Here is a 22,382-nt window from a genome sequence, read left to right on the forward strand (position 1 = left end):
TGTATAACCTGCTCAAGTATACTGCTCCATCATTCCGATTCGTGAAAGGAATCGTCCTATGCAGGACCAATTACCTGTATCCAGAATCAAGACTCCGCTCAGCTTACGCACCATGCTGTCGTTTGTTTTTCTTATTGCAATGCAATCCTGGATGCTGAACACAGCTTCCCGTAATCGGTTTCGGCCTTACTCTACAGCGGATTATTTAATGATAGGCTGGTTGGTATTATGCGGGCTGCTTCTGGTGTATCTAATCGTGAATGCCTTGCGGCCGGCAGCGGATATCAAGTGGGGGGCCGGTTTACTGCAAATCCGCGGCAAAACCATCGCTGCCCAGAGCATCCAATCGATCCAAATCGACGGACCGGTTGTGGGTATTAAGCCTATAGGCAAAAGAATTGTCCCCATCCGCCTGAGCTTCCGTTTTATCGGTGACCGTGAGCAGGCGATGAAAGAACTGTCCCGCTGGGCAGAAGAGAATAGAGTCAAGCTGACCTACAAAAGATTTGTGAAATGGATGTAGAAGAGGCTTAAGTCGGGGATTCAATATACCTAGTCCGGGCCCCGGAACGTGACTTTAACCATATTGTGGCTCTGGAGGATTTTAGGCTATGATCAAATAAAGCTTATACATAAAAAGGGGTGCTGAGACTTGAAAGTTCATGTCACTGATCTTAAACACGGCGACTGTCTTCTGACAGACACTTTCAATAGTGTGGGGCTGCACGTTCTTCCCAAGAGAACGGTAGTTCAGCGTGAGGAAATCACCATCCTGATCCGGCACAAGATCGAATACGTGGATATTGAGCCGCGCACCGCAGTTGATGCCGATGGCAATAGCCTTGGCCACAGTCTGAATGACAATTTCGACCATGCGATCCAGAATTACGAATCGATCTTCCTGGAGGCTCTGGCCCAAGGCACATTCACCCAATCGATGGTGGATGATACGCTGCAGCCGCTGATGGAAACGCTGGATGCGCAGAAAGATGTCGTATCTTTGCTGCTGCTGCTGGAGCGTGACGACATTGATACATATCACCATTCACTGCAGGTTGGCCTGCTGTCGTATTATATCGCTGCCTGGATGGGTTATTCCAAAGAAGAGCGTTACCAGATCAGCCGTGCAGGCTATCTGCATGATATCGGCAAAAGCCAGGTGCCGTTGTCCATCTTGAACAAAACCGGGATTCTGACTCCTGCTGAAGAGGAAGAACTAAAACGGCATACAACCTTCGGTTATGATATTATCCGCGGTTCCAAGATGGATGAGAAGACGGCGCTTGTAGCGCTGCAGCATCATGAATTTGAGGATGGAACAGGTTATCCGAACCAGATCCTTAAAAGCGGGATTCATCCGTACACGGAAATTGTCGCGGTGGCGAATATTTACATGGGCTTGACCACCTCCCGGCCGAACCAGCCGAAGCAGGGGTTAGTTGCTGTACTTCGCAAGGTGCATGAAATGGGCTTTGGCAAGCTGAACGGAACAGTGGTACAAGCACTTACCGGACATCTGCTGCCAGGGTTTGTAGGCAAAAGTGTGCAACTCTCCAATGGGGAAATCGGGACGATTGTGATGAATAACCCGCTGGATATGTTCAGGCCGCTGGTGAAAGTCGATAATGTGTTCAAAGACCTGTCGCGTGAGCGCAGCTTGTCGGTTGAAGAAATTATTATGTAAATCAAAGAATCATAAGATCAGGCATAAGGTTATCCTATTCGTTGCATAACGGATGATAGGGGTAGCCTTTTTGTATGCCGTGAATTTGTATTGTAATAATAGATTGGCTATGATGAATGAAAGATTAAGATAGGAGAAATGAGGATGAACACCCAAGATCAGATCGAAAAATTCAAGCAGCTTAAATATGATTTGACCCGTTTTATGATGATTTACAAATTTGCACTGGAGGAAATTGAGACCAAAATCGAAATCCTGAAGCAGGAATTCCAGATGCTCCATGACTACAGCCCGATCGAGCATACGAAATCGCGGATCAAATCTCCCGAGAGCATTATGAACAAAATGCTGCGCAAAAACAGCGAGCTGTCGCTGCCTGCGATCAAAGCCAGCATTAAGGATATCGCCGGACTGCGGATTACCTGCTCCTTTATTTCCGACATTTATCAGGTCAGTGCCATGCTGCAGAAGCAGGATGACCTGAAGGTGCTTGGCGTGAAGGATTATATCAAGAATCCTAAGCCCAATGGCTATCAGAGCCTGCATCTGTTGGTCGAGGTGCCGGTGTTTTTGTCCGACTGTCAGGAGCATGTCTGTGTAGAGGTGCAGATCCGCACCATTGCCATGGATTTCTGGGCCAGTCTGGAGCACAAAATCTTTTATAAATACAGCCAGTCCGTTCCTGAGCATCTGACCCGCGAATTGAAGAATGCCGCCGACAAGGCGTATGAGCTGGATCTGCAAATGGAGCGTCTGCACCGGGAAATTAAGGAGATCAAGGATGCCCAGGGCGACGATTCCGATGAAGAGCTCCGCCGGATTATTATCAACAATCAGCAATTTAATCTGCCGGCGAATTTCATCAAGCTGTTAGGCGAATAAAGGAGGGAATACATCGGGATTTTTTTGAAAATCAGTGAAGTGGAGGAGAGATGAGCTTTGAGCAAGCCTAATCTTCGCAGCATAACAGTCAATCAAATCGGCTATTCCACAGAAGGAGCCAAGATCGCCATTGTCAATGGGGAAGGGCAGGGTTTCCGGGTGATCCGTGAAGAGACGGGGGAAGTGGTGTATGCCGGGAAGTCCGGCGCTGCCGTGCTGGATAAGCCCAGCGGTGCCAAGGCCCGTGCGGCTGATTTCTCGGAAGTCAGGACCGCAGGGAGATATTACATTGAAGGAGACGACGGGTCAATATCCGCTTCTTTTGTGATTGCAGACAAGCCCTATCAGGAGCTGCAGCAGGGACTTTTGAAAGCCTTTTATTATTTCCGCTGCGGCGTGGAGCTGACCGGGGAATATGCCGGTCCATGGGCACACGGTGCATGCCATACGGCAGAAGGCATCGTGCACGGGCAACCGGAGAAGCGCCTCGACGGCTGCGGAGGCTGGCATGATGCCGGAGATTACGGCAAATACTCCGGCCCGGGCGCCAAGGCTATTGCCGATCTGCTGCTGGCCTATGAGCTGTACCCGGCAGCTTTTGAGGCTGCGGTTCCGCTGCCGGAGAGCGACGGCCGGACGCCGGATGTACTGCTGGAGTGCAAGGTGGAGCTGGACTGGCTGTTCAAGATGCAGGAAGCCGGTACAGGCGGAGTGTACCACAAGCTGACGACATTGAACTTCCCCGGTCTTGATGTGATGCCGGAGAACGACACTGCGGAGCTGTACATCTCACCGGTATCGGCCGCGGCGACGGGTGACTTTGCCGGGGTGATGGCGATGGCGGCAAGAGTCTATGAGCCATACGACCAGGCTTATGCACGCCAATGCCTGGCGGCGGCGCAGGCCGCCTGGACCTGGCTGGAGCAGCATCCCGGGGTGCCCGGGTTCACCAATCCGCCGGGAATTACCACCGGTGAATACGGTGACGGGAATGATCAGGACGAACGGTTCTGGGCAGCCGCAGAACTCTACCGCACTACTGGCATGGAAGTCTATCATGAGGCGGTTCAGGCGCTGGCGAAGCTGCCGTTCCCGAAATACAGCCTGGGCTGGGCGGACATGGGCGGCTATGGCACGCTGGCGTATCTTCTGAGCGGGAAATCAGCCACTCAGACGGCGCTGTATGCTTCGCTGAAGCAGGGGTTGCTTGCTGAGGCTGACCGCCTGGTACAGCAGTGCCGGGAGGACGGCTACCGGATTTCCTTGCTGGAAGAGGATTATATCTGGGGCAGCAATATGCTGGTGATGAACAATGCCATGCTGCTGCTGGCGGCAGAGCATTTCAGCGGGAACACAGCCTATGCCGGCTGCGCGCTGGATCATCTGCATTATCTGATGGGCCGCAATGTGCTGGACATCAGCTATGTGACCGGGTTCGGCGACCGTCCGGTGATGCACCCGCATCACCGCCCCTCTGTAGGGGATGGTGTTGCCGATCCGGTGCCCGGCATGGTATCCGGCGGTCCCGACCGCGGGCTGCATGATGAGTATGCTGCCCGGCATCTGCAAGGCAAGCCGGCCGCGCAGTGCTTTGCCGATCATGACCTCAGCTATTCCACGAATGAGGTCACGATCTATTGGAACTCTCCGGCTGTGTTCGTGACGGCACGGTTTAATGTGTAAGGAAAATCTGCAAAGGAGCGACTTCCAGTGAATCCTTACAAAGTAGTCAGCTTGGATATGTTTCAGACTCTGGTGAACATTGAAGGCCGGAGGAACCGCATCTGGAAGCCGATTCTGCAGCAGGATTTTAGCGAAGCACGGGCTTTGGAGCTGGCTCAAGCCCTGCTAAACCATTATTTTGCGCAAGCAGCAGCCATTCGTGATGCCGGGAGCTTTTGCACCAGCCAGGAAATATACCGCAGCGGCTTTGAGAAAGTCTTCCACGAGCATAGGCTGAGCTTTGATTGTCATGAGGCTGTGGATATTCTCTTTGCCGAGCATCGGCTGTCCGGCCTCTATGCAGACACCCGGCCCTTCCTGCAGAAGATCTCTGAAGCGTATCAGGTCTGCATTGTCAGCGACACGGATACTCTGATGCTGCCGGATTTCTATAAGGAGTATCCGATCAGGCTGTTCACTTCAGAAGATTACGGCTCCTACAAAAATGACGGGTTGAACCGGATGTTCACAGAGGTTATCGCATACTATGGCGTGCAGCCCGGGGAAATACTGCATATAGGAGATTCGGCCTCGGATGTGCTGGGAGCGGCCAGAGCGGGAATCCGCAGCTGCTGGATCAACCGGACGGGATCAGCCTGGAATCATGCTGGGCAGCCGCCGGATTATACAGTAGGCAATCTTGAAGAGATTTATGCGATTCTTGAGCCGGGGGTTCATACCGCACATACTTGATACCAAGATACAGTAGAAGGGAAGGTATTCTTCATGGAACTGCAACTGAAAGGTCAAACAGCGCTGATTACCGGATCAATTCTTTGAGATCCCGGACAGCGAATGGCTGAGATTTTTTGAGGTAAATGTACTGAGCGGTATCCGGTTAAGCCGGCACTATCTGCAGGGGATGCTCCGGCGGAATGCGGGACGGGTGATCTTTATCGGAAGTGAGGCAGCGGTAATGCCATCACAGGAAATGGCCCACTACAGTGCCACCAAAACGATGCAGCTGTCCGTCTCACGAAGCTTGGCTGAGCTGACCGGCGGAACGAAGGTGACCGTCAATACTGTACTTCCCGGCTCTACCTTGACCGAAGGGGTGGAAAAGATGCTGCAGACCTTGTATCCCCATGAGAACCTCAGTCCAGCGGAAGCAGAGAAACGGTTCATGAAGGAAAACCGTCCGACCTCAATCCTTGAAAGATTGATCTGGCCCGAGGAGATTGCCGAGTTTGTAGCCTTTCTGAGCAGTCCTCTGTCTGCTGCCATCAATGGGGCGGCATTGCGTGCAGATGGTGGATTGGTACGCAGCGTGTTCTAAAGTAAAAATATCATAGATACTTCATAATCCTGTTGCTGGAACGATGACTCTGGACATGGCGATCCGGAGGTGCAAATGTCAAAACCCCCATCTTTTTGCTTAGACCACCTCTATGATTGGACGGAACGGCTGGTAATTCCGGGAGAATGAAAAGAGCAAGCGGATTTGGGAGTTCTTCCCGCCGTTTGCTCTTTTTATCTGTTTTTCCGGAATCTTTAGTCTCGTGAGAAATCCGGCTGTAATTTTATCCCCTTGAAATTCTGCCCTGTAATTACCAATAAATCTGCCTTTGCATCATTGATCTGGAAGAAAAAACTGCTGGTGGACTCTGTTGTCCAATCGTATAATTAAACAAAGATAAACCTGTCGGCAGCTGCCGCCCAGCATTACAAGGAGGTTAAGGAATGCCCAGACTGGGAGGAGCAGGACAAAGACCACAGAAGAAACTCAGTCTTACCCTACTGCTGATCGGTCTGGTCACACTGGTGGTTCTGCTGACTTCAACGATCCTGCTCACCGCTTCATATCATTCGAAAAAAAAGTCGCTGATAGAAACGACCCTGAATTTGAATCAGGCCAATGCCGACCGCATGAGCCGGACAATGGATTCCCTGTTCCGTTCCATGCGCAGCAGTATGGCATACAGTGCGGACAAGCTGTCCAGGCTCGATGTGCTGCCGTCCGGGGAAGTGGATGATTACCTTGAATTGATGCGCAAGAGCAGCACTTATTTTAATTCAATTCTTTTGGTAGGGGCAGATGGAATTGTCCGCAATACCTCACCGGCAACGCTTGGAATGGAAGGCAAGCCGATTAAGTCCCCTTGGGCCCTAGAAGCGCTTGGTCTTAAAAGCCCATATCTCTCTGAGCCATACACTGCTGTTTCGACGGGCAGAATGATCATTTTTATGAGCGAGCCGGTATATGCTCCGGATAAGCATTATCTTGGGCAGCTGGGCGGCACGATCTACCTGCAGGATAACAATATCCTAAATATGATTTTTGGGAACACGGATGATATCGATGCTTCTGGTTCGTATTATTATATCGTCAGCTCCAGCGGGCATCTGCTGTTTCATCCCGACAAAGAACGGATTAATGAAGACGTTAGCGGCAATGAAGTGGTCCGGGAATTGATGAAAGGCAACAGCGGGCAGAGAGAGGCGTTGAACCTAAGAGGTGTACAGCTGCTGGCCGGCTATTCCAGTGTTCAGGCCAATGGATGGGGAATTGTAGTAGTTTCCCCTGTGAGCTTCATTCAGAAGGAGCTATGGAGCCAAATCCGTACCACTCTTGCTTATACGTTGATTCCCTTTGCGGTTCTGCTGCTTCTTGCTGTTCTCCTGGCCCATCAATTAGCCCAGCCTTTTGTTATGCTTGCTGATCTGATGAGCAGAGTGGGCAAGGGAAAAGCAGAGCTGCCTGAACTGAAGCCGCACTGGAACCGGGAGGCGGACCTTTTGACCAAAGCGGTCACCATAGCCTGGAGTAATATCCAGAAGCATACAGACCAGCTCACCCAGGCAGCCATGACGGATATTCTGACGGGTCTGGCCAACCGCAGATCCCTTGAGCTCACAATGAATCAGTGGATTGCCGCGCAGTTTTCGTTCTCTGTGATTGTGCTGGATGTTGATAAATTCAAATTTGTAAATGACACCTACGGCCACCTGGCAGGAGACGAGGTTCTGAAGCAGGTTGCAGGCATATTGAAAATGAGCATACGTCCAGGGGATGTCTGCTGCCGTTATGGCGGAGAGGAGTTCGTTGTGCTTCTTCCGCGAACCAAGCCTTCGGATGCCTATACCGTTGCGGAACGAATCCGCAAAACGCTGGAAGCCTCTGAAGTTCCTCTGGCGGTTAAAGTGACTTCCTCCCAGGGAATTGCTCATTATCCGAGCCATGGCAATACTCTGGAGGAGCTGCTGCAGCAGGCGGACCGTGCAATGTATTCGGCCAAAGGCAGGGGCAGGAACCGGACAGTTATAGCAGATGAGTAAAAATAATAATTCACCTGGGCCTGGGCGGATACATATTCTAACGCAGGAACGATAAAAAACGGATCTGCGGAAAGGAAGGCGTCCAGGTGACTTCATACATGGATTACAAATCACCCACTGCACAATTTAGCTTTGATGTGAATTCAAACACAACGTTTAAGAAGGATGATTGTAATTATATCAATACCCTGTCGATCAAAGAGCTTAATACACTGGAGAATACATCTCTCCTTGATATTTTTCTCAGCCGCTCAAACGTGGTGGAACCGCATTACCACCAGAATGCCGCTGAACTCATCTATTGTATCTCCGGGGCTGCAGTCGTCTCGCTGATCAATCCGTTTACGAACGAGCTGCTGCATTTTCCCGTTACACCAGGCCAGGTGGCCAATGTGCCGCAGGGCTGGTGGCACTATGAAGTGGCTACATCCGATTGTACCCATCTGCTGGCCATCTTCAACGCCCCTGTTCCAGAGGTCATTCTGGGCTCTGATCTCCTGACGCTTACTCCGGCAAATGTACTGGCCCACACCTACTGTCTCAATGAAGCCAAAGTGAAGGACACACTGGCGCCGGTGAAGCCGGGCACCTTCATTGGCCCGCCTGCAGACTGCTGCGAACCCGGCACAACCGAGGAAGCTAATGCGGCTCATGCCAACAATATGGCTCCGTATACTTATCCGCTGGTTCCGCAATCGCTTCAGCCCTTTGGTTATCAGCCTGCGCCGATGCACGGCTATTACGGCCAGCCCTATGTCCAGCAGTACCACGACCAGCCTTATGTTCAGCCTTATCCGGGCCTGCAGACAGCGGTGGACCCGGCCGGGAATGTGTGAACCTAAGCTCTAACTGAACAGCCGGCAGACTTTTGTGCCTCCCCGGGACCCGTCAAATGGACGGGTTTTTACTGTGCCCGATGCATTTATGGTATCTTACGGGAGGGGCTGCTGCTCTTGGTCTATCGTCAACTGTTCCGGGTAATAGAAGGGAGAAGCCACCCGCAGATTGCTCCCTGCGGGTGGCTTCGTTGTTAAGACAAGCGGACTAATATGCGGCCCCGTGTGTTGGATTGAAGGATATCCTCCAGTGCAGCAGGCAGCCCGGTTAAAGTGATCTCGCGGTCCACAAGCGCGTCCAGCCGCTCAGGCTTCAGATCAGAGGCCATCCGTTCCCAAATCTGAATGCGCTCTTCCATCGGACAAGCGACAGAATCAATTCCCAGCAGATTGACACCGCGCAAGATAAAGGGCAGAACAGACGCCGGTACCGCTGTTCCGGCGGTTAAGCCGCTGGCGGCAACTGAGCCGCCGTAAGCGATTGAGCTGAGCACTGCTGCCAGCGGAGTGCCGCCTACTGAATCAACCGCCGCCTGCCACAGCTGCTTGTCGAGCGGCTTGCCGGACCCTCCGCTGACCTGTTCACGCGAAATGATCTCAGCGGCTCCCAGCGCCTTCAAGTAGTCTGCTGCGTCTGCTCTGCCTGTACTCGCTGTAACTTGGTAGCCTTTCTTGGCAAGCATGGCTACCGCCGATCCGCCAACCCCGCCGGTTGCGCCGGTGACCAGCACTTTGCCCTTATCCGGGGCAGCACCGTGAGCCTCCAATGCCTGGATGGACATGGCCGCGGTATACCCGGCTGTACCATAGATCATCGCTTCCCGCAGGGTAAGGCCCGCCGGCAGCGGCATGACCCATCCGGCAGGGATGCGCGCATACTCGCTGAAGCCGCCGTAATGGGAGACGCCGATACCGTAGCCGGTGGCAATGACCGCTTGTCCTTCCTGGAATCGCGGGTCTGCGGAAGAAACGACCGTTCCCGACAAATCAACACCTGGAATAAACGGATAATTCCGTACGATATTCCCGTTCGGGATACTCGCGAGTCCGTCTTTATAGTTCACACTGGAATAAGCAACACGAATCAACACTTCTCCGGCAGGCAGTTTCTCAAGCGAAAGCGGCTGTACCGCCACGGAAAAGCTCTCCCCTTTATCGACAACCAAAGCTTGAAAGGTTTCTGTCATGCAAGGTCTCTCCTTTTGACGAGCTGTAATGTAAGTCAGTTATATATTATTTATTCTGACCGGTCAACTTTTTATTCTCTATGATATAATGTACAGTATTCCCTTATTCGCGGAGGTTGCTATGGTACGCTACAAGAAATCGGAAGAGAAACGCAAGCAGATCCTTTTTGCCGCCTTTCAGGCGTTGTCTGAGCTTGGCTACGATTCTGTGACCCTCCAGACGATCGCCGACCATGCCGAAGTCAGCAAGGGGGTCGTGCATTATTATTTTGGCAGCAAGGAAGCGGTCCTGGTGGAGCTGCTGGAATGGCTGACTGCGAAAATATCCGCCAAAGAGCAGGCAGCGGTGCAGGAGCAGCCGACAGCAGCAGGCAAGCTTAAGGCTTACATTGATTCCGCATTCCCCGGACCTGCGAAGAACCGTTCCTTTTACCGTGTATATCTGGATTTCCTGGCCAGAGCCAGCCGGATTCCGGTGTACCGGGAGATTAATCAGCGTTTCTATGACAACTGCGCACGGATCAGCACGGAGGTGCTGACACTGGGCCAGAAGGAAGGGATTTTTGCCAAGGCACTAATCCCGGACACTACAGCCCCTGTTATCCGTGCGATTATTGACGGCTGTCTGATCCAGTGGCTGATGAAAGACGACGACGAGCTGCATGCTGCATATAAGGAATCGTGCTATGAGGCGGTGATGAAGGTGCTGAGGGTGTAAAAAGCTTTGATTGGGTCTTCTGCATACATGGAGCGTGCAAAGCACTGCCGGGACGGTAAGTTTAAGTGAAACTGCAATTAGTGGTATTCATTTAGGTTGCTGCAAGCAGAAAATATTATGTATAAAATGTGAACTGTAGTATATTGGACATAGATTGGTCAGAAAAAGGAGGCTAGCTCTATGTCGATTGCGACAACGATGATTATCCGGCTGGAAATCCGCAAGTCAGTTGCGACCTTTGGAGATGTGGCGTCGAGACTTGCTGCGGTCGGTGGCGATATCGTGGCCATTGACGTGATTCGGGCAGGCAAGGATGTGACTACACGGGATATTACGGTCAATGTGCAGGATGCTGCGAATGAAGAGATTATCACGGTGCTTACGGACATGCCGGGGATTAAGGTCATCAATATATCGGACCGGACCTTTCTCGCCCATATCGGCGGCAAAATTGAGATTACCCCCAAGATGCCGATCAAGAACCGGGAAGACCTCTCACTGGTCTATACACCGGGGGTGGCGCGTGTCTGCATGGCGATTGCCGAGGACCCGGGCAGAGCCTATTCCCTTACGATGAAAAGAAATACAGTAGCTGTCGTCACTGACGGTACAGCAGTGCTGGGGCTGGGCGATATCGGACCGGAAGCGGCGATGCCGGTGATGGAGGGGAAGGCGATGCTGTTCAAGCAGTTGGCGGATATCGATGCTTTTCCGTTATGCCTGGATACCAAAGATCCGGAAGAAATTATCCGCGTTGTGAAAGCGGTTACTGCCGGGTTTGGCGGAATTAACCTGGAGGACATCAGCTCTCCGCGCTGCTTCGAGATTGAACGGCGGCTGTCAGCTGAATTAGATATTCCCGTGTTTCATGACGATCAGCATGGGACGGCAGTTGTAGCTTTGGCCGGTCTTTTGAATGCGCTGAAGGTGGTCGGGAAAAGAGTAGAGGATTGCCGGATTGTCGTGGTTGGCATCGGGGCAGCGGGCGTTTCGATCTGCCGTCTGCTGCTGGCGGCGGGGGCACGGAGCTTGTATGCGGTGGACCGGGCGGGCATTCTGCACAAGGGCCAGACGTATGACAATGCCGAGTGGAGCTGGCTTGCCGAAGCCACGAATCCCGAGGGGCTGACCGGAGGGCTGACGGAGGCGATGCAAGGGGCGGATGTGTTCATCGGGGTATCCAGTGGAGGCATCCTGAGCGTGGATCATCTGAAAAGTATGGCGGAGGATAACATCGTGTTTGCCATGGCGAACCCGATTCCCGAGATCGAACCGGAGCTGGCCGAGTCTTATGCCCGGGTGGTAGCAACCGGAAGAAGCGATTATCCGAATCAGATCAATAATGTGCTTTGTTTTCCGGGGATTTTCCGCGGGGCGCTGGACTGCAGGGCCAAGGTGGTGAATCTGGAAATGAAGCTGGCTGCGGCTCAGGCGATTGCTTCGGTGGTTCATCCGGACGAGCTCAATGAGCAGTATATCATCCCGAGTATTTTTAATGAGAAAGTGGTTGAAGGGGTACGGGAGGCGGTTATCCGGGCCGCTATCGCAACAGGTATGGCACGCAGGCTTCCGCCTGACATTTCGGAGTAAGACAGGTTAACTGCGGGTTTTTACGCATCATAATTTGCCGGCAAAAGGGTACAGTGAGAAGTGCCGCTGTATCTTTTTTTTAATATATGCATCATATGTTACACACTTAGCTGAAATTTACTTATCCATAGGAGGGTACATGTACAGCAGAATTCATATCATGGGAGCTTCGGGAGCGGGAACCAGCACCCTGGGGCGGGCTTTGGCTGAACATTTGCCGCATGTCCATTTGGACAGCGACGATTATTTCTGGGAGCACAAATATACACAACAGACACAGATCACAGAACGGCTGCGCGCGATCGGGTCTGATCTGGACCAGCAAGAGCCCTACATATTGTCGGGAGCGGTCTGCGGGTGGGGCGACGGGCTGCGCCCGCGTTTTGATCTGGTGGTATTTCTGTGGATTCCCCCGGAAATCCGGCTTGAACGCCTGAGAAAGAGGGAATATGAGCGGTATGGTGCGGACAGTCTGCCTGGCGGCAGCATGTTCCAAGAGGTGCAGACTTTTATGGAGTGGGCGGCTTTATATGATACGGCGGGACCGGAAGTCAGAAGCCGGGTGCTGCATGAGGAATGGATGTCACGGTTACAGTGTCCTGTGCTAAGATTGGAAGAAGATTTGACAGTGGATGCGCGGGTCGAGGCTGTACTGCGGGAGTATGATGCTGAAGCTTTACGGCGTTAAGACTTGAAAAAAGCAGCAGCTGGCTGCTGGAACGTGAACTGCGCCGAAGGGGCTTCAAGGGCAGACGGATGATTCATCCGCAAAATGGGCAGCTATATATCTATGAAAAGGAATAATCCAATAAACCAACAGGAAGCGGGATAACTACATATGGTCACTATTAAGGAAATTGAGTACGGATCACTGGACGCATTGAACAAGCTCTACGATGAACTGACCGGTCATCCTACAAAACCGCAGAAGCTCGAGGCTGCATTTCGCTCAATTCAGGCAGACAGCCGGTACATACTGTTAGGCGCTTTTGTTGACGGGGAGCTGCTGGGGTCAATGATGGGTATTGTGTGCCAGGATCTTGTGGGCGAGTGCCGTCCGTTTATGGTCATTGAAAATGTGGTCGTTTCTTCCCGCTCACGGCGCCAGGGCCTCGGCAAAAAGCTTATAGCCGCCCTGGAGGCCATCGCTCACGAAAGAGACTGCTATTACATCATGTTCGTCTCCGGTGAGAAGCGGAAGGAAGCGCATATTTTTTATGAGGCGATGGGCTACCGGGAAGAAAAGGTGGAGGGGTACCGCAAGCATCTGAGCTCGCACTAGAGGCAACTTGCGGTCCTTACACTCCTTCTACTACTGTGGCCCTACATTTCTGCGATGAGGTCGACATCCCACTATCGAAAGATCAGCTCCCCGTACTCTTATAATGCCTGACCCCAAACCGCCAGACCAGCAGCGAAAAGCACAGGAATGCCGCTCCGGCAGGAAGGGAGAGGTAGCCCAGCCACTGCGGATAACCCCAGCCGCATACTGTGGCCGCAGGGTAGAAGCTGATAAAAAGCATGGGCAGCACAAAGCTAAACATGCTTTTTAGCGCTCTCGGCATGTAAGGTTCGGGGCAGCGGGTGATCTGGTAGCTGGCATTGGTCAGGAGATAGATCCAGTCCAGGCCTTTGATGGTAAAGAACGCAAGTCCCGAGGTAAGCACGAATACGCCGCAGTACATGATGCACCCTCCTGCCAGCGCCATGGCGAGAATAGCGATCTTCCCCGGAGTAAGGGAAACGCCGAGCTCTGAGAGCGCCCAGCCTGCTGCACAGATTCCCGTAACGGGCCGGACCAGACGGTGCAGATGGAATCTGGACGCCGCTACTTGGACGAACAGGGAACGGGGGCGCAGGAGCAGCCTGTCGAAATCGCCGGAGCGCAGCATCTGCCACGGGAAATAATCAAAGCCGCGGCACAGGCTCTCCGCCAGCCCAAAGGAAGCCACCGCCAGCGCATAGACCAGGATAATATGGGCGACCGTCCATTCTCCGATGTTGCCGAAGCGGGAGAAAAGCAGCACAGTCGCAATCGGGTCTGAGATGACCACAACAAGCACCTGGATCAGCATCAGCCACCAGCCTTTGTATTCCATGCCTGACAGGAGGTGCATCTGTAAGTATTTGTAATAGATTTTGCCTTCAGCGATCATCCTTCTCTTCACCCTCCTTGTACGATAATGCTTTTGAGTTTATGGTCCATGATGGTTCGTCCGGAAGCGATAAAGACTGCACTCCAAAAGAACTGCAGGCCAATGGCAGGCAGTGCAGCGGATGGCGTTAGACTGCCGACATACAGCTGAACCGGGATATCCGCAAACCCGCCAAACGGCTGGAGATAGAGAAAGGTCTGCATGAAGTCAGGCCAGAGACGGAGCGGAAGATAAGTGCCCGACAGGATTCCGCTGAACAGCAGCAGCATATAAGTAGGCCCGTCGCCCCAGGTGATATTTAACCGTATCGCCGTCACGAACATGGCAAAAGAGGAGCACAGCACAAAGGCCATCACGGCAGACAGCAGAAAACAGGCAAAGCCAAGAACGGAAGCCGGAGCACCGAGTGCGTAGCCCGCAGGCATCAGAAAACCGGTCAGGATTGTGGCAAGGCTGCGGAGCCATGAGGTTCCCAGCTTGCCTGCCGAGCTTTTGACGAACCAGTGTGTGTACAGATTCAGGGGGCGGCACAGCTCGACTCCGACATCGCCGTTGTTGATTTTGCTCATAATCTCACTGTCAATGCTCATCGTTTGCAGCACAAACAGCCCTTGGGCCAGCCACACATAGGATATGGTTTGCGATAAGGCAAGCCCGTTGTTATTCCAGGCCCCGTTATCGCTGTATGTATAGAACACGGTGAACAGGACGCACTCAATAAGGCCCCAGAAGACGCTGACGAACACGCCGGATATGGCGGAAGCGCGGTATTGCAGTCCTTCAGCCATTCGTATGCGGAAAAGGGAGCTGCAAGCCCTGCAGGTACTTCGGAAATTCATTTCACACCTCCTAAAAGTTTTGTTAGCATTGCCTCATTGAACCTGCTTCGTACAAAACTCGCTTCGAAAGCATATACTTAAGTTTTGTGAGCATATTGCCTCATTGAACCTGCTTCGAACAAAACTAGCTTCGGAAGCATATACTTAAGTTTTGTGAGCATCCGCTTAAACCAGTGACAGGTCATTATACATGGCAGCAATCATAGCATCCGTATTTACCTTCGTAATTACCTCGGGAGCATATTTCTCTTGCAGGCCGCCAAGCCGTCCGTCATACAGCAGCTGTCCATGCCCGATGACCATCACCCGCTCGCAGAGCGCTTCAATGTCGTCCATATCATGGGTGGTCAAAACCATGGTTACCCCGTATTTGCGGTTTTCCTCTTTCAAAAAGGTGCGCAGGGCGAGCTTGGATACCGCATCGAGTCCGATGGTCGGCTCATCCAGGAAGAGGATCGCGGGCCGGTGCAGAAGGGCGGCTACCAGCTCGCAGCGCATCCGCTGCCCCAGTGACAGCTGTCTGACAGGTGTTTTTAAGAGCGCTTCCACACCAAGGGTCTCCGTTAACTCCGCAAGTCTTGTTTTATAATCCCCGGCTCTTATGGCGTAAATATCCTTCAGCACGTCAAAAGAGTCCGCCACCGGCACATCCCACCACAGCTGGGACCGCTGCCCGAACACGACGCCGATCTTGGAGACATGCTCCACTCGGTTCTTCCAAGGAACGCTGCCCATAATGGTGCATTCGCCGTTGTCGGGTGTGAGGATGCCGCTCATCACCTTGACCGTAGTAGATTTGCCCGCACCGTTGGGCCCGATGTATCCGACAAGCTCGCCTTCCGCAATCTCAAAGCCGATTCCAGCCAGCGCTTCCACTTGCGCCACATTGCGCATAAAAGCCCCTCTCAGCAGCCCCCATCTTCCTTCAGGCCGTTTATACACCTTAAAGGTTTTACGGATATCCTTGAGTACAATTTGCATTTAGTGCACCTCCTTCGTGCAGAAGATCATAACATTCACGGGCCGCTGAGATAAAATGGCATTCATTCGTCCGTTGGTCCAATCAAGCCGTACAGGAGGGGATATCACATGAAATTGCTCCATTTTTCATAAAAATGCTTGCTATCTTGACATTTCCGTGCTATATTAATTTTATAGTTAACGCAAGTAAACCATAGTTTTTTTTACATATGTGTTTCAAAAATTGTCTTTAGTTACCGGTGAATTTTTCACCGGCATTTTTGCGTTTATATCACCTTTTTTCTGTCAGATGGGAGGTCAATCTGTGCTGCATTGGGGCAGGTAGGATATGTGCAGTGCGGAGAGTCGGACGATTGGGCAGGGAGCGCTGGGCACACTCCAACACGCTATGCCGCAGGCTCTGGCGAAATGAGAGGTAGAAATACCTTTGATTTCGGCGCAGATAGGCCATGTGGCGAAATGAGAGGTAGAAATACCTCTGATCTCGGCGTAGATAGGCCATATGGCGAAATGAGAGGTAGAAGTACCTTAGATTTCGACGTGGGCAGGCCATATGGGGAAATGAGAGGTAGAAATACCTTTGATCTCGGCGTGGGCAGGCCATATGGCGAAATGAGAGGTAGAAGTACCTTAGATTTCGACGTGGGCAGGCCATATGGGGAAATGAGAGGTAGAAATACCTTAGATTTCGGCGCAGATAGGCCATATGGCGAAATGAGAGGTAGAAATACCTCAGATTTCGGCGTGGGCAGGCCATATGGGGAAATGAGAGGTAGAAATACCGTAGATTTCGGCGTGGGCAGGCCATGTTGGGAAATGAGAGGTAGAAATACCTTAGATTTCGGCGCAGATAGGCCATATGGCGAAATGAGAGGTAGAAATACCTTTGATCTCGGCGCAGATAGGCCATGTGGCAATAGAGAGCAGCAGCGGGGGCACAGCGGAAGACGTAAAGTTAGCTATAAGTGGTTTTTTCCATACAATGGCTTCCGCTTCGTGTGTTAAACTGGTTACAAGTGTAATTTACTTAACATTGGCTTATGAATCTTACTTATGATTTTTGTTTTTGAATCTTACTAAGGACTCAATTGGTTAATGATTTTAGTGCGGACAACATTACATTGGAGGGGTTGCATGCAGACGTTTTTTCGCTATAACTGGATGGTTCGAGAAGAGTGGTATAAGTGGTGTGAAGATTTGCCGGAGGAGGAGCTGCTGAAGCCGCGTATTGGCGGGGTTGGCGGAATTCTGAAGACTCTGTTTCATATTGCCGATGTGGAGTGGAGCTGGATTATGGTGATGCAGGGCAAACCTGATTTTCAGGAGGATTTTGCCGGGTTCAGCAGCCTGGAGAAGGTAAGGGAGCTGGATGCGCGCTTCCGGCCGGAGGTGGAGTCCTTTGTACTGGGCTGGAACGAGGGTCTGGAGCGGAAGACTTTTGCCGACACAAAAAAGGATGGATCCGTGGTAACCTATGCCTGGGGCGAGATTATGCGACATGTGATTGCCCACGAAATTCATCATATCGGGCAGCTCTCGGTATGGGCCAGAGAAGCCGGCAAGCAGCCGCCTTCCGCCAATGTAATTGGCAAGGGGCTTATGGACAGTCTGCCTGGCAGGGCGTAACGTTATCTACAAGCTGGCTGCAGCCGGCACTTTATCTCAAAAGGTATACAAAGCAGCTCCGGCGGAATTTCCGCCGGAGCTTTTTTCAAAAAGGAGCGCTCTACACGCGCGGAAACCACAAATGCCGCAGATCCACCCAGCCCTGGCTGTTGAAGGTTACACCGCGCACGGAAGGCAGATAAGCGGTCTGGACCGGCTTTTCGTACAGAATATGCAGCTGATGATCCTGCGTCAGCTTATCCTCAATCTGCTTGAAGCCTTCGGCTCTCGCTCCGGGATCGGGCTCCCGCGAGATGAGGTTCAGCGTACCTTCAATGTCAGCCCGGATGCCGGGCTCCACATGCTGTGCCAGCGTCTGATACAGATCGAACAGCCGCAGCTCCTCGTCCTGATCCCGGAGCAGGGAGAAGACGATGAGGTCGGATTGCAGCCGCACCGGGCCTTTGAATTCCTCCGGTGAGACGGATAGAACGCTGCAGGCATAGCCGTGCTGCACCAGCCGCGAGGCAATATGCTCGGCATCCCCCAGATATTGTGGAATAGTAGCGATCTGAAGGGGAATCGGCTGCATCTCTGGAGTACCGGGAGCAGAAGGCGATGCCGCTTCATTCAGACAGGACAGAAGGTCTGCGCGGAGCAGCGGATCGCTCAACGGTCCGTTTTTTTTCGTGTTGCAGGTGACAAACTTGCGCACATAGGACTCGGAATGAATCCGGCTCCAGGAGGAGGCATCCGCAGACGTCGGATTCGGGATGACATGAAAGGCAGAAACCGTATCCGGCTGCGCCTGCTCTATGCCGAAAGGAACATGTAGAATTTCCACACGGTCCAAGTGGGCCCGTCCCTGAAAGTAATAAGGGAAAACCTCAAGCACGCATAGCTCCTCGCTCATCTCCACCAGCTTGAAGGGTCCGGTGCCGGCCGGCCTCCGGCCAAAGGCACTCTCCGGCCCCGATTCCATATCACGCGGAACAATTGCCGCCCGGCTGGTGCACAGGAACGGAAGAAACAGCTCATTCGGCTTCCGCAGAACGATGCGCACCGTGGTTGAATTCAAGGCTTCCACCCCGGTGATTTCCTTGAAAATGGAACTGTACAGCGTCCGCTGCGAGGTCTGCATCAGCCGCTGCAGTGAATAGACTACATCCTCGGCGGACAGCACTTTTCCGTGGTGGAACAGAACCTCCTTGCGCAGATGAAACGTCCATTCGGTGCGGCTGCTATCCACATCCCAGGCGTGGGCCAGGCCGGGAACAAGGCCCCGTTCGCTGCTTCGCCCTACCAGCCCGTCAAAAACATGGCTGGAAACAAAGGATTCAGCCAGCAGATTCATATACAGCGGGTCAAAGGTATGCAGCTTCTGGTTAACCGGAAGCCGCAGCGTATCAATCTGCTTGTTGCTGCGGATTTCGGAATGATGCCCGAAATAGGCCAGCAGCCACCCCTGCAGCGTATTCTGAAGAGAGGAGGAGCGGGCATGTCCCCGAATGCCCTCGATGGCGCTGCCGATGTCCTTGCCGCTGATTGCCTGCTTCATGGACTCCAGGGCGATCTCCTCGGCATCCGCGAGGAACGTCAGCTTCGAGCGTTTGCCCCGGCCCCGGCTGGGGGTCCAGGCGATCCAGGCCAGTCCGGCCATTTTATTGATAATATGCAGGGCATTGCGGTGGGTGCAGCCCAGGGTGTACGCCAGCTCATCTAGAGTAACCTGGATTTCCGCCGGCCCTCCATGATGGGAGTGGAGCTTCAAAAATTGGCTGTGCAGCTTCATGCGTCCGGCTCTCCTTCATTAAAATAGGAAACAAACCCTTTTTTCTTTCTCTTTTTCTTCTTATTTTATCAGCTAGAATCAGGATAAGAAAGTAAGAAGATGGAGGTATTTACCATGGAAGATCAAACGGTACCGAAACCGGAGCGGGCTCTTCAGGCCCTGGGGGCGGCTTTTCTGCTCGCAGTCTTGAACCAGTATTTGTTTTACGGTAAAATGCCGGGAGTTTCCTATCCGCTTTTTGTATGTTTGTTTTATGTGTTTGTGCTCCACTTTGCCAAAGACAAGCTGCGCAAGCCTGCTGTTGTCAGCTATATCTGGCTGGGGGCGATTGTGCTGCTCTCCTTGACTTATGCGCTGTTCGCGAACTGGTTTTTCTTTGGGCTGAACCTGCTGGTCATTCCGGCGCTGATTCTATTACATATGACCTACATGCTTAGCTATAAGCTGCCGTCCTTGCGCGGTCCCCTGTTGATCGGGGCGGCGGCGGAGCATTTTTTTGCCCAGAGCCTGCGGCACTGGGGGACAGCTCCACGGATCATCCGCAGAATTTTCGGCGGGGCGAAGCTGCAGGACGAAAGGAAGCAAGTGGTGGTCAAAGTGCTGATCGGGCTGGGAATCTCTTTGCCGCTGCTGCTGATTGTAACATCACTGCTCTCCTCGGCGGACGGTGTGTTCCATGAACTGCTGGCGGGGATTCCGCAGCTGCTGGAACGGCTCTCCTTTGGTGAAGGGTTTGCGCGTCTGCTGTGGGTTCTCCTGCTGGGGACAGGTATGTTTGGCCTTCTCTGGGGCTTTGTCGATCACAAGGTGTATGTGTGGAACCCGAAGCCGGAGCTGAACATGGAGGAGGGATCTTCGGCAGCATCGCTCAATGAGCTGCTTCCCGGACCTTTGACGCTGAAAGTAGACCCGGTGATCCTCACAACCATTCTGACCGTCATCAATACGGTATACGTGCTGTTCGTAAGCTTGCAATTCTCTTACCTTTTCGGTGCCTGGGGTGGTATTCTGCCGGAGGGCAGCACCTATGCCGATTATGCGCGCAGCGGGTTCTTTGAGCTGATTCTGGTGACTTCGATCAATTTCGTTCTGCTGCTGCTGTCCCTGCATTCGACTGGCCCGGCCGCAGCCCGGCTGCGCAGAATCGTAAATATCCTGCTCTACATCCTGGTGCTCTGTTCTGTGATTATGCTCTATTCCGCCTATTCCCGGCTGGCCCTGTATGAGGAGGCTTACGGCTATACGTATATCCGGTTTCTGGTGCATGCGTTTATGATTTTTCTCGGACTGCTGCTGGTGCTGGCGGCGGTGCGGATCAGCCGGGTACAGTTTCCGCTTGCTCCGTGCTGTCTGGCTCTGGGGCTGTTTTCCTACGTGTTGATAAACTATATTGGCATGGATCACATTATCGCAAAACAAAATATCCAGCGCTATGAGACAAGCGGCATTCTCGACAGCAGTTATTTATCCAGGCTGTCACCGGACGTTACGCCGCTGCTGATCGGCTTCAGCAAGCAGGAAAACGGCAAGCTGGATGCGGTCCTGCGCGAAAAATGGGAAAACCGGACGCAGGCCGCGCGGACATGGCCATCTTTCAATGTGGCTAAGGCCCGTGCGGAGCGGGCGCTGGAGCATTATTTTGCCGAATAAAAACCTTCAACTGTGGCGGATTTGGAACGGGAGGACTGACCGATTGCAGGGGAGTTGGCTGCGCCGTGCATACTGTGTTACATTTAGTTCATTCGTGACCAAAGGTGGGAGGGAGCTGCCTGTGCAGTGGATTGCAGACCGGGAAAAGGTAAGTGCTTTGGCCGGGGAAAAGGGTCTGAAGGAGATCTTCAGCAGCGGGGCAATTGCCGGAATGGAGCTGCGGCGCTACAGTGACGGAGAGGCCATCTGCTCGGTGGGTGACCGGCTGGAGCATATGTTTTTACTGGTAGAGGGCCGGCTTAAGATTCATACGCTGCTGCCTAACGGAAAATCGCTGCTGGTCCGTTTTGCCCGGCCGATGTCGGTGATTGGAGATGTGGAGCTGCTGCGCCAATATTCGGTCAAAAATGAAGTGGTCTCGGTGGGGGAGAGCCTGCTGCTGGCTGCCGGAAGAGAGCTGGTGCTGAGGGAATTTGAGCAAAATACGGCGCTGCTGCGTTTTCTGGTCGGTGAGCTGAGCCACAAAATGTATACGCTGGGCCAGACTACGGCCCTTAATTTGCTCTATCCGCTGGAAAACCGCTTTGCCAGCTATCTGTTATCGCTGTTTGCCGACAGCGGCGGCCAGCGCGTGGAAGAAATCCGCACGTCTACACTCACCGAGACGGCAGATATGCTTGGGACCAGCTACCGGCATCTCAACCGGATCGTGCGCCGTTTTGTGGAGGAAGGCATCATTGAACGCAGGAAGGGAAGCCTGAGCGTGCTGGACCGGGACAAGCTGGCTCAATTGGCGAACGGCAATCTGTATGAATAGTCAAAACCGCCAGCTTTGGCATATTTGAAAGGAGAGAATAAGCATGTCAACCAGTTCAAACCACCATTTTAATTTGTCTCCGGAACAACGTGAGGGTCTGCTTGAAACTTTGAAAGCCCGTTTTGAGAAAAACATGAACCGCCATCAAGGCCTTGATTGGGCTAATGTACAAGCAAAGCTTGAAGCTCAGCCGGAAAAGCTATGGTCGCTTTATGAAATGGAAAGGACTGGCGGTGAACCGGATGTTGTTGGCCATGACCATGAGACGGACGGATATATTTTTTACGATTGTTCAGCGGAAAGTCCGAAAGGCCGCAGAAGTATTTGCTACGACCGTGAAGCGCTGGAGTCGCGCAAAGAACATAAGCCGCAAAATAACGCGATAGAAATGGCGGCTGCCATGGGCATTGAGCTTTTAACAGAAGCGCAATACCGGGAGATGCAGAAGCTTGGAAAATTCGATTTGAAGACGTCCAGCTGGGTGGAAACACCCGAGAGCATTAGAAAACTCGGCGGAGCCGTGTTTTGCGATCGCCGTTATGACACGGTCTTTATGTACCACAATGGAGCAGAATCCTATTATGGTGCCAGAGGGTTCCGCGGCTCTCTAAGGGTCTAGAATATCTGGCGAGCCCGACCGGCGCTTT

At 52.7% G+C, this 22,382-nt stretch carries 21 protein-coding genes and 1 pseudogene; 17 read left to right on the forward strand and 5 right to left on the reverse strand.

Features of this window, described 5'->3' with window-relative positions; all coding sequences use genetic code 11:
* The first annotated feature begins 58 nt into the window (after positions 1 to 58).
* From PGRAT_RS12080 to PGRAT_RS12115, 8 genes and pseudogenes are all read left to right on the forward strand, one after another.
* On the forward strand, positions 59 to 523 hold the full coding sequence (locus tag PGRAT_RS12080) for a hypothetical protein (protein WP_025706845.1): 465 nt from the start codon (positions 59 to 61) through the stop codon (positions 521 to 523).
* A gap of 129 nt (positions 524 to 652) precedes the next feature.
* Positions 653 to 1,684 carry an HD-GYP domain-containing protein gene (locus tag PGRAT_RS12085; RefSeq protein WP_025706846.1) on the forward strand — a complete coding sequence of 344 codons (1,032 nt, stop codon included), beginning with the start codon at positions 653 to 655 and terminating at the stop codon, positions 1,682 to 1,684.
* A 144-nt stretch (positions 1,685 to 1,828) separates the two neighbouring features.
* Positions 1,829 to 2,566 carry a GTP pyrophosphokinase gene (locus tag PGRAT_RS12090; protein WP_025706848.1) on the forward strand — a complete coding sequence of 246 codons (738 nt, stop codon included), beginning with the start codon at positions 1,829 to 1,831 and terminating at the stop codon, positions 2,564 to 2,566.
* Positions 2,567 to 2,623: 57 nt separating this feature from the next.
* Positions 2,624 to 4,249 (forward strand): glycoside hydrolase family 9 protein, encoded by a 1,626-nt coding sequence (locus PGRAT_RS12095; protein ID WP_042266653.1) that lies wholly within the window; start codon positions 2,624 to 2,626, stop codon positions 4,247 to 4,249.
* 27 nt (positions 4,250 to 4,276) lie between these two features.
* Complete coding sequence (locus PGRAT_RS12100; RefSeq protein WP_025707173.1) at positions 4,277 to 4,981, forward strand: HAD family hydrolase; 705 nt, start codon at positions 4,277 to 4,279, stop codon at positions 4,979 to 4,981.
* Positions 4,982 to 5,051: 70 nt separating this feature from the next.
* A pseudogene (locus PGRAT_RS12105) lies at positions 5,052 to 5,564 on the forward strand (SDR family NAD(P)-dependent oxidoreductase); the annotation flags it as partial.
* Positions 5,565 to 5,968: 404 nt separating this feature from the next.
* On the forward strand, positions 5,969 to 7,564 hold the full coding sequence (locus PGRAT_RS12110) for a sensor domain-containing diguanylate cyclase (protein ID WP_025707174.1): 1,596 nt from the start codon (positions 5,969 to 5,971) through the stop codon (positions 7,562 to 7,564).
* A gap of 98 nt (positions 7,565 to 7,662) precedes the next feature.
* Positions 7,663 to 8,400, forward strand: a complete 738-nt coding sequence (locus tag PGRAT_RS12115; RefSeq protein ID WP_081758903.1) for a cupin domain-containing protein — start codon at positions 7,663 to 7,665, stop codon at positions 8,398 to 8,400.
* Between the two features lie 194 nt (positions 8,401 to 8,594).
* On the opposite strand, the gene PGRAT_RS12120 is transcribed toward PGRAT_RS12115, so the two are convergent.
* Positions 8,595 to 9,587 carry an acrylyl-CoA reductase family protein gene (locus tag PGRAT_RS12120; RefSeq protein WP_042266657.1) on the reverse strand — a complete coding sequence of 331 codons (993 nt, stop codon included), beginning with the start codon at positions 9,585 to 9,587 and terminating at the stop codon, positions 8,595 to 8,597.
* A 121-nt stretch (positions 9,588 to 9,708) separates the two neighbouring features.
* Here PGRAT_RS12120 and PGRAT_RS12125 point away from each other — a divergent pair, with 121 nt between their 5' ends.
* The 4 genes from PGRAT_RS12125 to PGRAT_RS12140 all read left to right on the forward strand — a co-directional run bounded on the left by PGRAT_RS12125 (position 9,709) and on the right by PGRAT_RS12140 (position 13,177).
* Positions 9,709 to 10,305, forward strand: coding sequence for a TetR/AcrR family transcriptional regulator (locus tag PGRAT_RS12125; protein WP_025705956.1), 597 nt, complete (start codon positions 9,709 to 9,711; stop codon positions 10,303 to 10,305).
* 180 nt (positions 10,306 to 10,485) lie between these two features.
* Positions 10,486 to 11,895, forward strand: a complete 1,410-nt coding sequence (locus PGRAT_RS12130) for an NAD-dependent malic enzyme (RefSeq protein ID WP_025705957.1) — start codon at positions 10,486 to 10,488, stop codon at positions 11,893 to 11,895.
* Between the two features lie 139 nt (positions 11,896 to 12,034).
* Positions 12,035 to 12,583 (forward strand): AAA family ATPase, encoded by a 549-nt coding sequence (locus tag PGRAT_RS12135; RefSeq protein ID WP_025705958.1) that lies wholly within the window; start codon positions 12,035 to 12,037, stop codon positions 12,581 to 12,583.
* A gap of 150 nt (positions 12,584 to 12,733) precedes the next feature.
* Entirely contained in the window at positions 12,734 to 13,177 is a 444-nt protein-coding gene (locus PGRAT_RS12140) for a GNAT family N-acetyltransferase (protein ID WP_025705959.1), read from the forward strand.
* A gap of 82 nt (positions 13,178 to 13,259) precedes the next feature.
* On the opposite strand, the gene PGRAT_RS12145 is transcribed toward PGRAT_RS12140, so the two are convergent.
* The 3 genes from PGRAT_RS12145 to PGRAT_RS12155 form a co-directional block, all read right to left on the reverse strand.
* Entirely contained in the window at positions 13,260 to 14,063 is an 804-nt protein-coding gene (locus tag PGRAT_RS12145) for an ABC transporter permease (RefSeq protein ID WP_155990408.1), read from the reverse strand.
* Entirely contained in the window at positions 14,060 to 14,890 is an 831-nt protein-coding gene (locus tag PGRAT_RS12150; protein WP_025705961.1) for an ABC transporter permease, read from the reverse strand. Before PGRAT_RS12150 ends, PGRAT_RS12145 begins: the two co-directional genes overlap by 4 nt.
* A 165-nt stretch (positions 14,891 to 15,055) precedes the next feature.
* A complete protein-coding gene (locus PGRAT_RS12155; protein ID WP_025705962.1) occupies positions 15,056 to 15,871 on the reverse strand; it encodes an ABC transporter ATP-binding protein in 816 nt (271 codons plus the stop codon).
* A 408-nt stretch (positions 15,872 to 16,279) separates the two neighbouring features.
* On the opposite strand from PGRAT_RS12155, the gene PGRAT_RS12160 reads away from it, so the two are divergent.
* Positions 16,280 to 16,876 carry a hypothetical protein gene (locus PGRAT_RS12160; protein WP_156124063.1) on the forward strand — a complete coding sequence of 199 codons (597 nt, stop codon included), beginning with the start codon at positions 16,280 to 16,282 and terminating at the stop codon, positions 16,874 to 16,876.
* Positions 16,877 to 17,005: 129 nt separating this feature from the next.
* Complete coding sequence (locus tag PGRAT_RS12165) at positions 17,006 to 17,497, forward strand: DinB family protein (protein WP_025705964.1); 492 nt, start codon at positions 17,006 to 17,008, stop codon at positions 17,495 to 17,497.
* A gap of 100 nt (positions 17,498 to 17,597) precedes the next feature.
* Here PGRAT_RS12165 and PGRAT_RS12170 read toward each other — a convergent pair whose 3' ends face one another.
* Positions 17,598 to 19,268, reverse strand: coding sequence for an ABC transporter substrate-binding protein (locus PGRAT_RS12170; RefSeq protein ID WP_025705965.1), 1,671 nt, complete (start codon positions 19,266 to 19,268; stop codon positions 17,598 to 17,600).
* 114 nt (positions 19,269 to 19,382) lie between these two features.
* On the opposite strand from PGRAT_RS12170, the gene PGRAT_RS12175 reads away from it, so the two are divergent.
* The 3 genes from PGRAT_RS12175 to PGRAT_RS12185 all read left to right on the forward strand — a co-directional run bounded on the left by PGRAT_RS12175 (position 19,383) and on the right by PGRAT_RS12185 (position 22,354).
* Positions 19,383 to 20,918, forward strand: coding sequence for a DUF4153 domain-containing protein (locus PGRAT_RS12175; RefSeq protein WP_025705966.1), 1,536 nt, complete (start codon positions 19,383 to 19,385; stop codon positions 20,916 to 20,918).
* 121 nt (positions 20,919 to 21,039) lie between these two features.
* Complete coding sequence (locus PGRAT_RS12180; protein ID WP_025705967.1) at positions 21,040 to 21,735, forward strand: Crp/Fnr family transcriptional regulator; 696 nt, start codon at positions 21,040 to 21,042, stop codon at positions 21,733 to 21,735.
* A 43-nt stretch (positions 21,736 to 21,778) separates the two neighbouring features.
* On the forward strand, positions 21,779 to 22,354 hold the full coding sequence (locus PGRAT_RS12185) for a DUF4256 domain-containing protein (protein ID WP_025705968.1): 576 nt from the start codon (positions 21,779 to 21,781) through the stop codon (positions 22,352 to 22,354).
* The last annotated feature ends 28 nt before the right edge of the window (positions 22,355 to 22,382 follow it).

It is taken from the genome of Paenibacillus graminis (assembly GCF_000758705.1).
In the GTDB taxonomy this organism is placed as follows: domain Bacteria; phylum Bacillota; class Bacilli; order Paenibacillales; family Paenibacillaceae; genus Paenibacillus_AQ; species Paenibacillus_AQ graminis.

Excerpts from the sequence above, each read along its gene's own strand:
- PGRAT_RS12160 (WP_156124063.1), top strand. The coding sequence starts at position 16,280 with ATGAGAGGTAGAAATACCTTTGATTTCGGCGCAGATAGGCCATGTGGC.
- PGRAT_RS12135 (WP_025705958.1), top strand. The coding sequence starts at position 12,035 with ATGTACAGCAGAATTCATATCATGGGAGCTTCGGGAGCGGGAACCAGC.
- PGRAT_RS12155 (WP_025705962.1), bottom strand. The coding sequence starts at position 15,871 with ATGCAAATTGTACTCAAGGATATCCGTAAAACCTTTAAGGTGTATAAA.
- PGRAT_RS12150 (WP_025705961.1), bottom strand. The coding sequence starts at position 14,890 with ATGAATTTCCGAAGTACCTGCAGGGCTTGCAGCTCCCTTTTCCGCATA.
- PGRAT_RS12110 (WP_025707174.1), top strand. The coding sequence starts at position 5,969 with ATGCCCAGACTGGGAGGAGCAGGACAAAGACCACAGAAGAAACTCAGT.
- PGRAT_RS12080 (WP_025706845.1), top strand. The coding sequence starts at position 59 with ATGCAGGACCAATTACCTGTATCCAGAATCAAGACTCCGCTCAGCTTA.
- PGRAT_RS12115 (WP_081758903.1), top strand. The coding sequence starts at position 7,663 with ATGGATTACAAATCACCCACTGCACAATTTAGCTTTGATGTGAATTCA.
- PGRAT_RS12170 (WP_025705965.1), bottom strand. The coding sequence starts at position 19,268 with ATGAAGCTGCACAGCCAATTTTTGAAGCTCCACTCCCATCATGGAGGG.
- PGRAT_RS12090 (WP_025706848.1), top strand. The coding sequence starts at position 1,829 with ATGAACACCCAAGATCAGATCGAAAAATTCAAGCAGCTTAAATATGAT.
- PGRAT_RS12120 (WP_042266657.1), bottom strand. The coding sequence starts at position 9,587 with ATGACAGAAACCTTTCAAGCTTTGGTTGTCGATAAAGGGGAGAGCTTT.
- PGRAT_RS12125 (WP_025705956.1), top strand. The coding sequence starts at position 9,709 with ATGGTACGCTACAAGAAATCGGAAGAGAAACGCAAGCAGATCCTTTTT.
- PGRAT_RS12140 (WP_025705959.1), top strand. The coding sequence starts at position 12,734 with ATGGTCACTATTAAGGAAATTGAGTACGGATCACTGGACGCATTGAAC.
- PGRAT_RS12175 (WP_025705966.1), top strand. The coding sequence starts at position 19,383 with ATGGAAGATCAAACGGTACCGAAACCGGAGCGGGCTCTTCAGGCCCTG.
- PGRAT_RS12185 (WP_025705968.1), top strand. The coding sequence starts at position 21,779 with ATGTCAACCAGTTCAAACCACCATTTTAATTTGTCTCCGGAACAACGT.
- PGRAT_RS12165 (WP_025705964.1), top strand. The coding sequence starts at position 17,006 with ATGCAGACGTTTTTTCGCTATAACTGGATGGTTCGAGAAGAGTGGTAT.
- PGRAT_RS12130 (WP_025705957.1), top strand. The coding sequence starts at position 10,486 with ATGTCGATTGCGACAACGATGATTATCCGGCTGGAAATCCGCAAGTCA.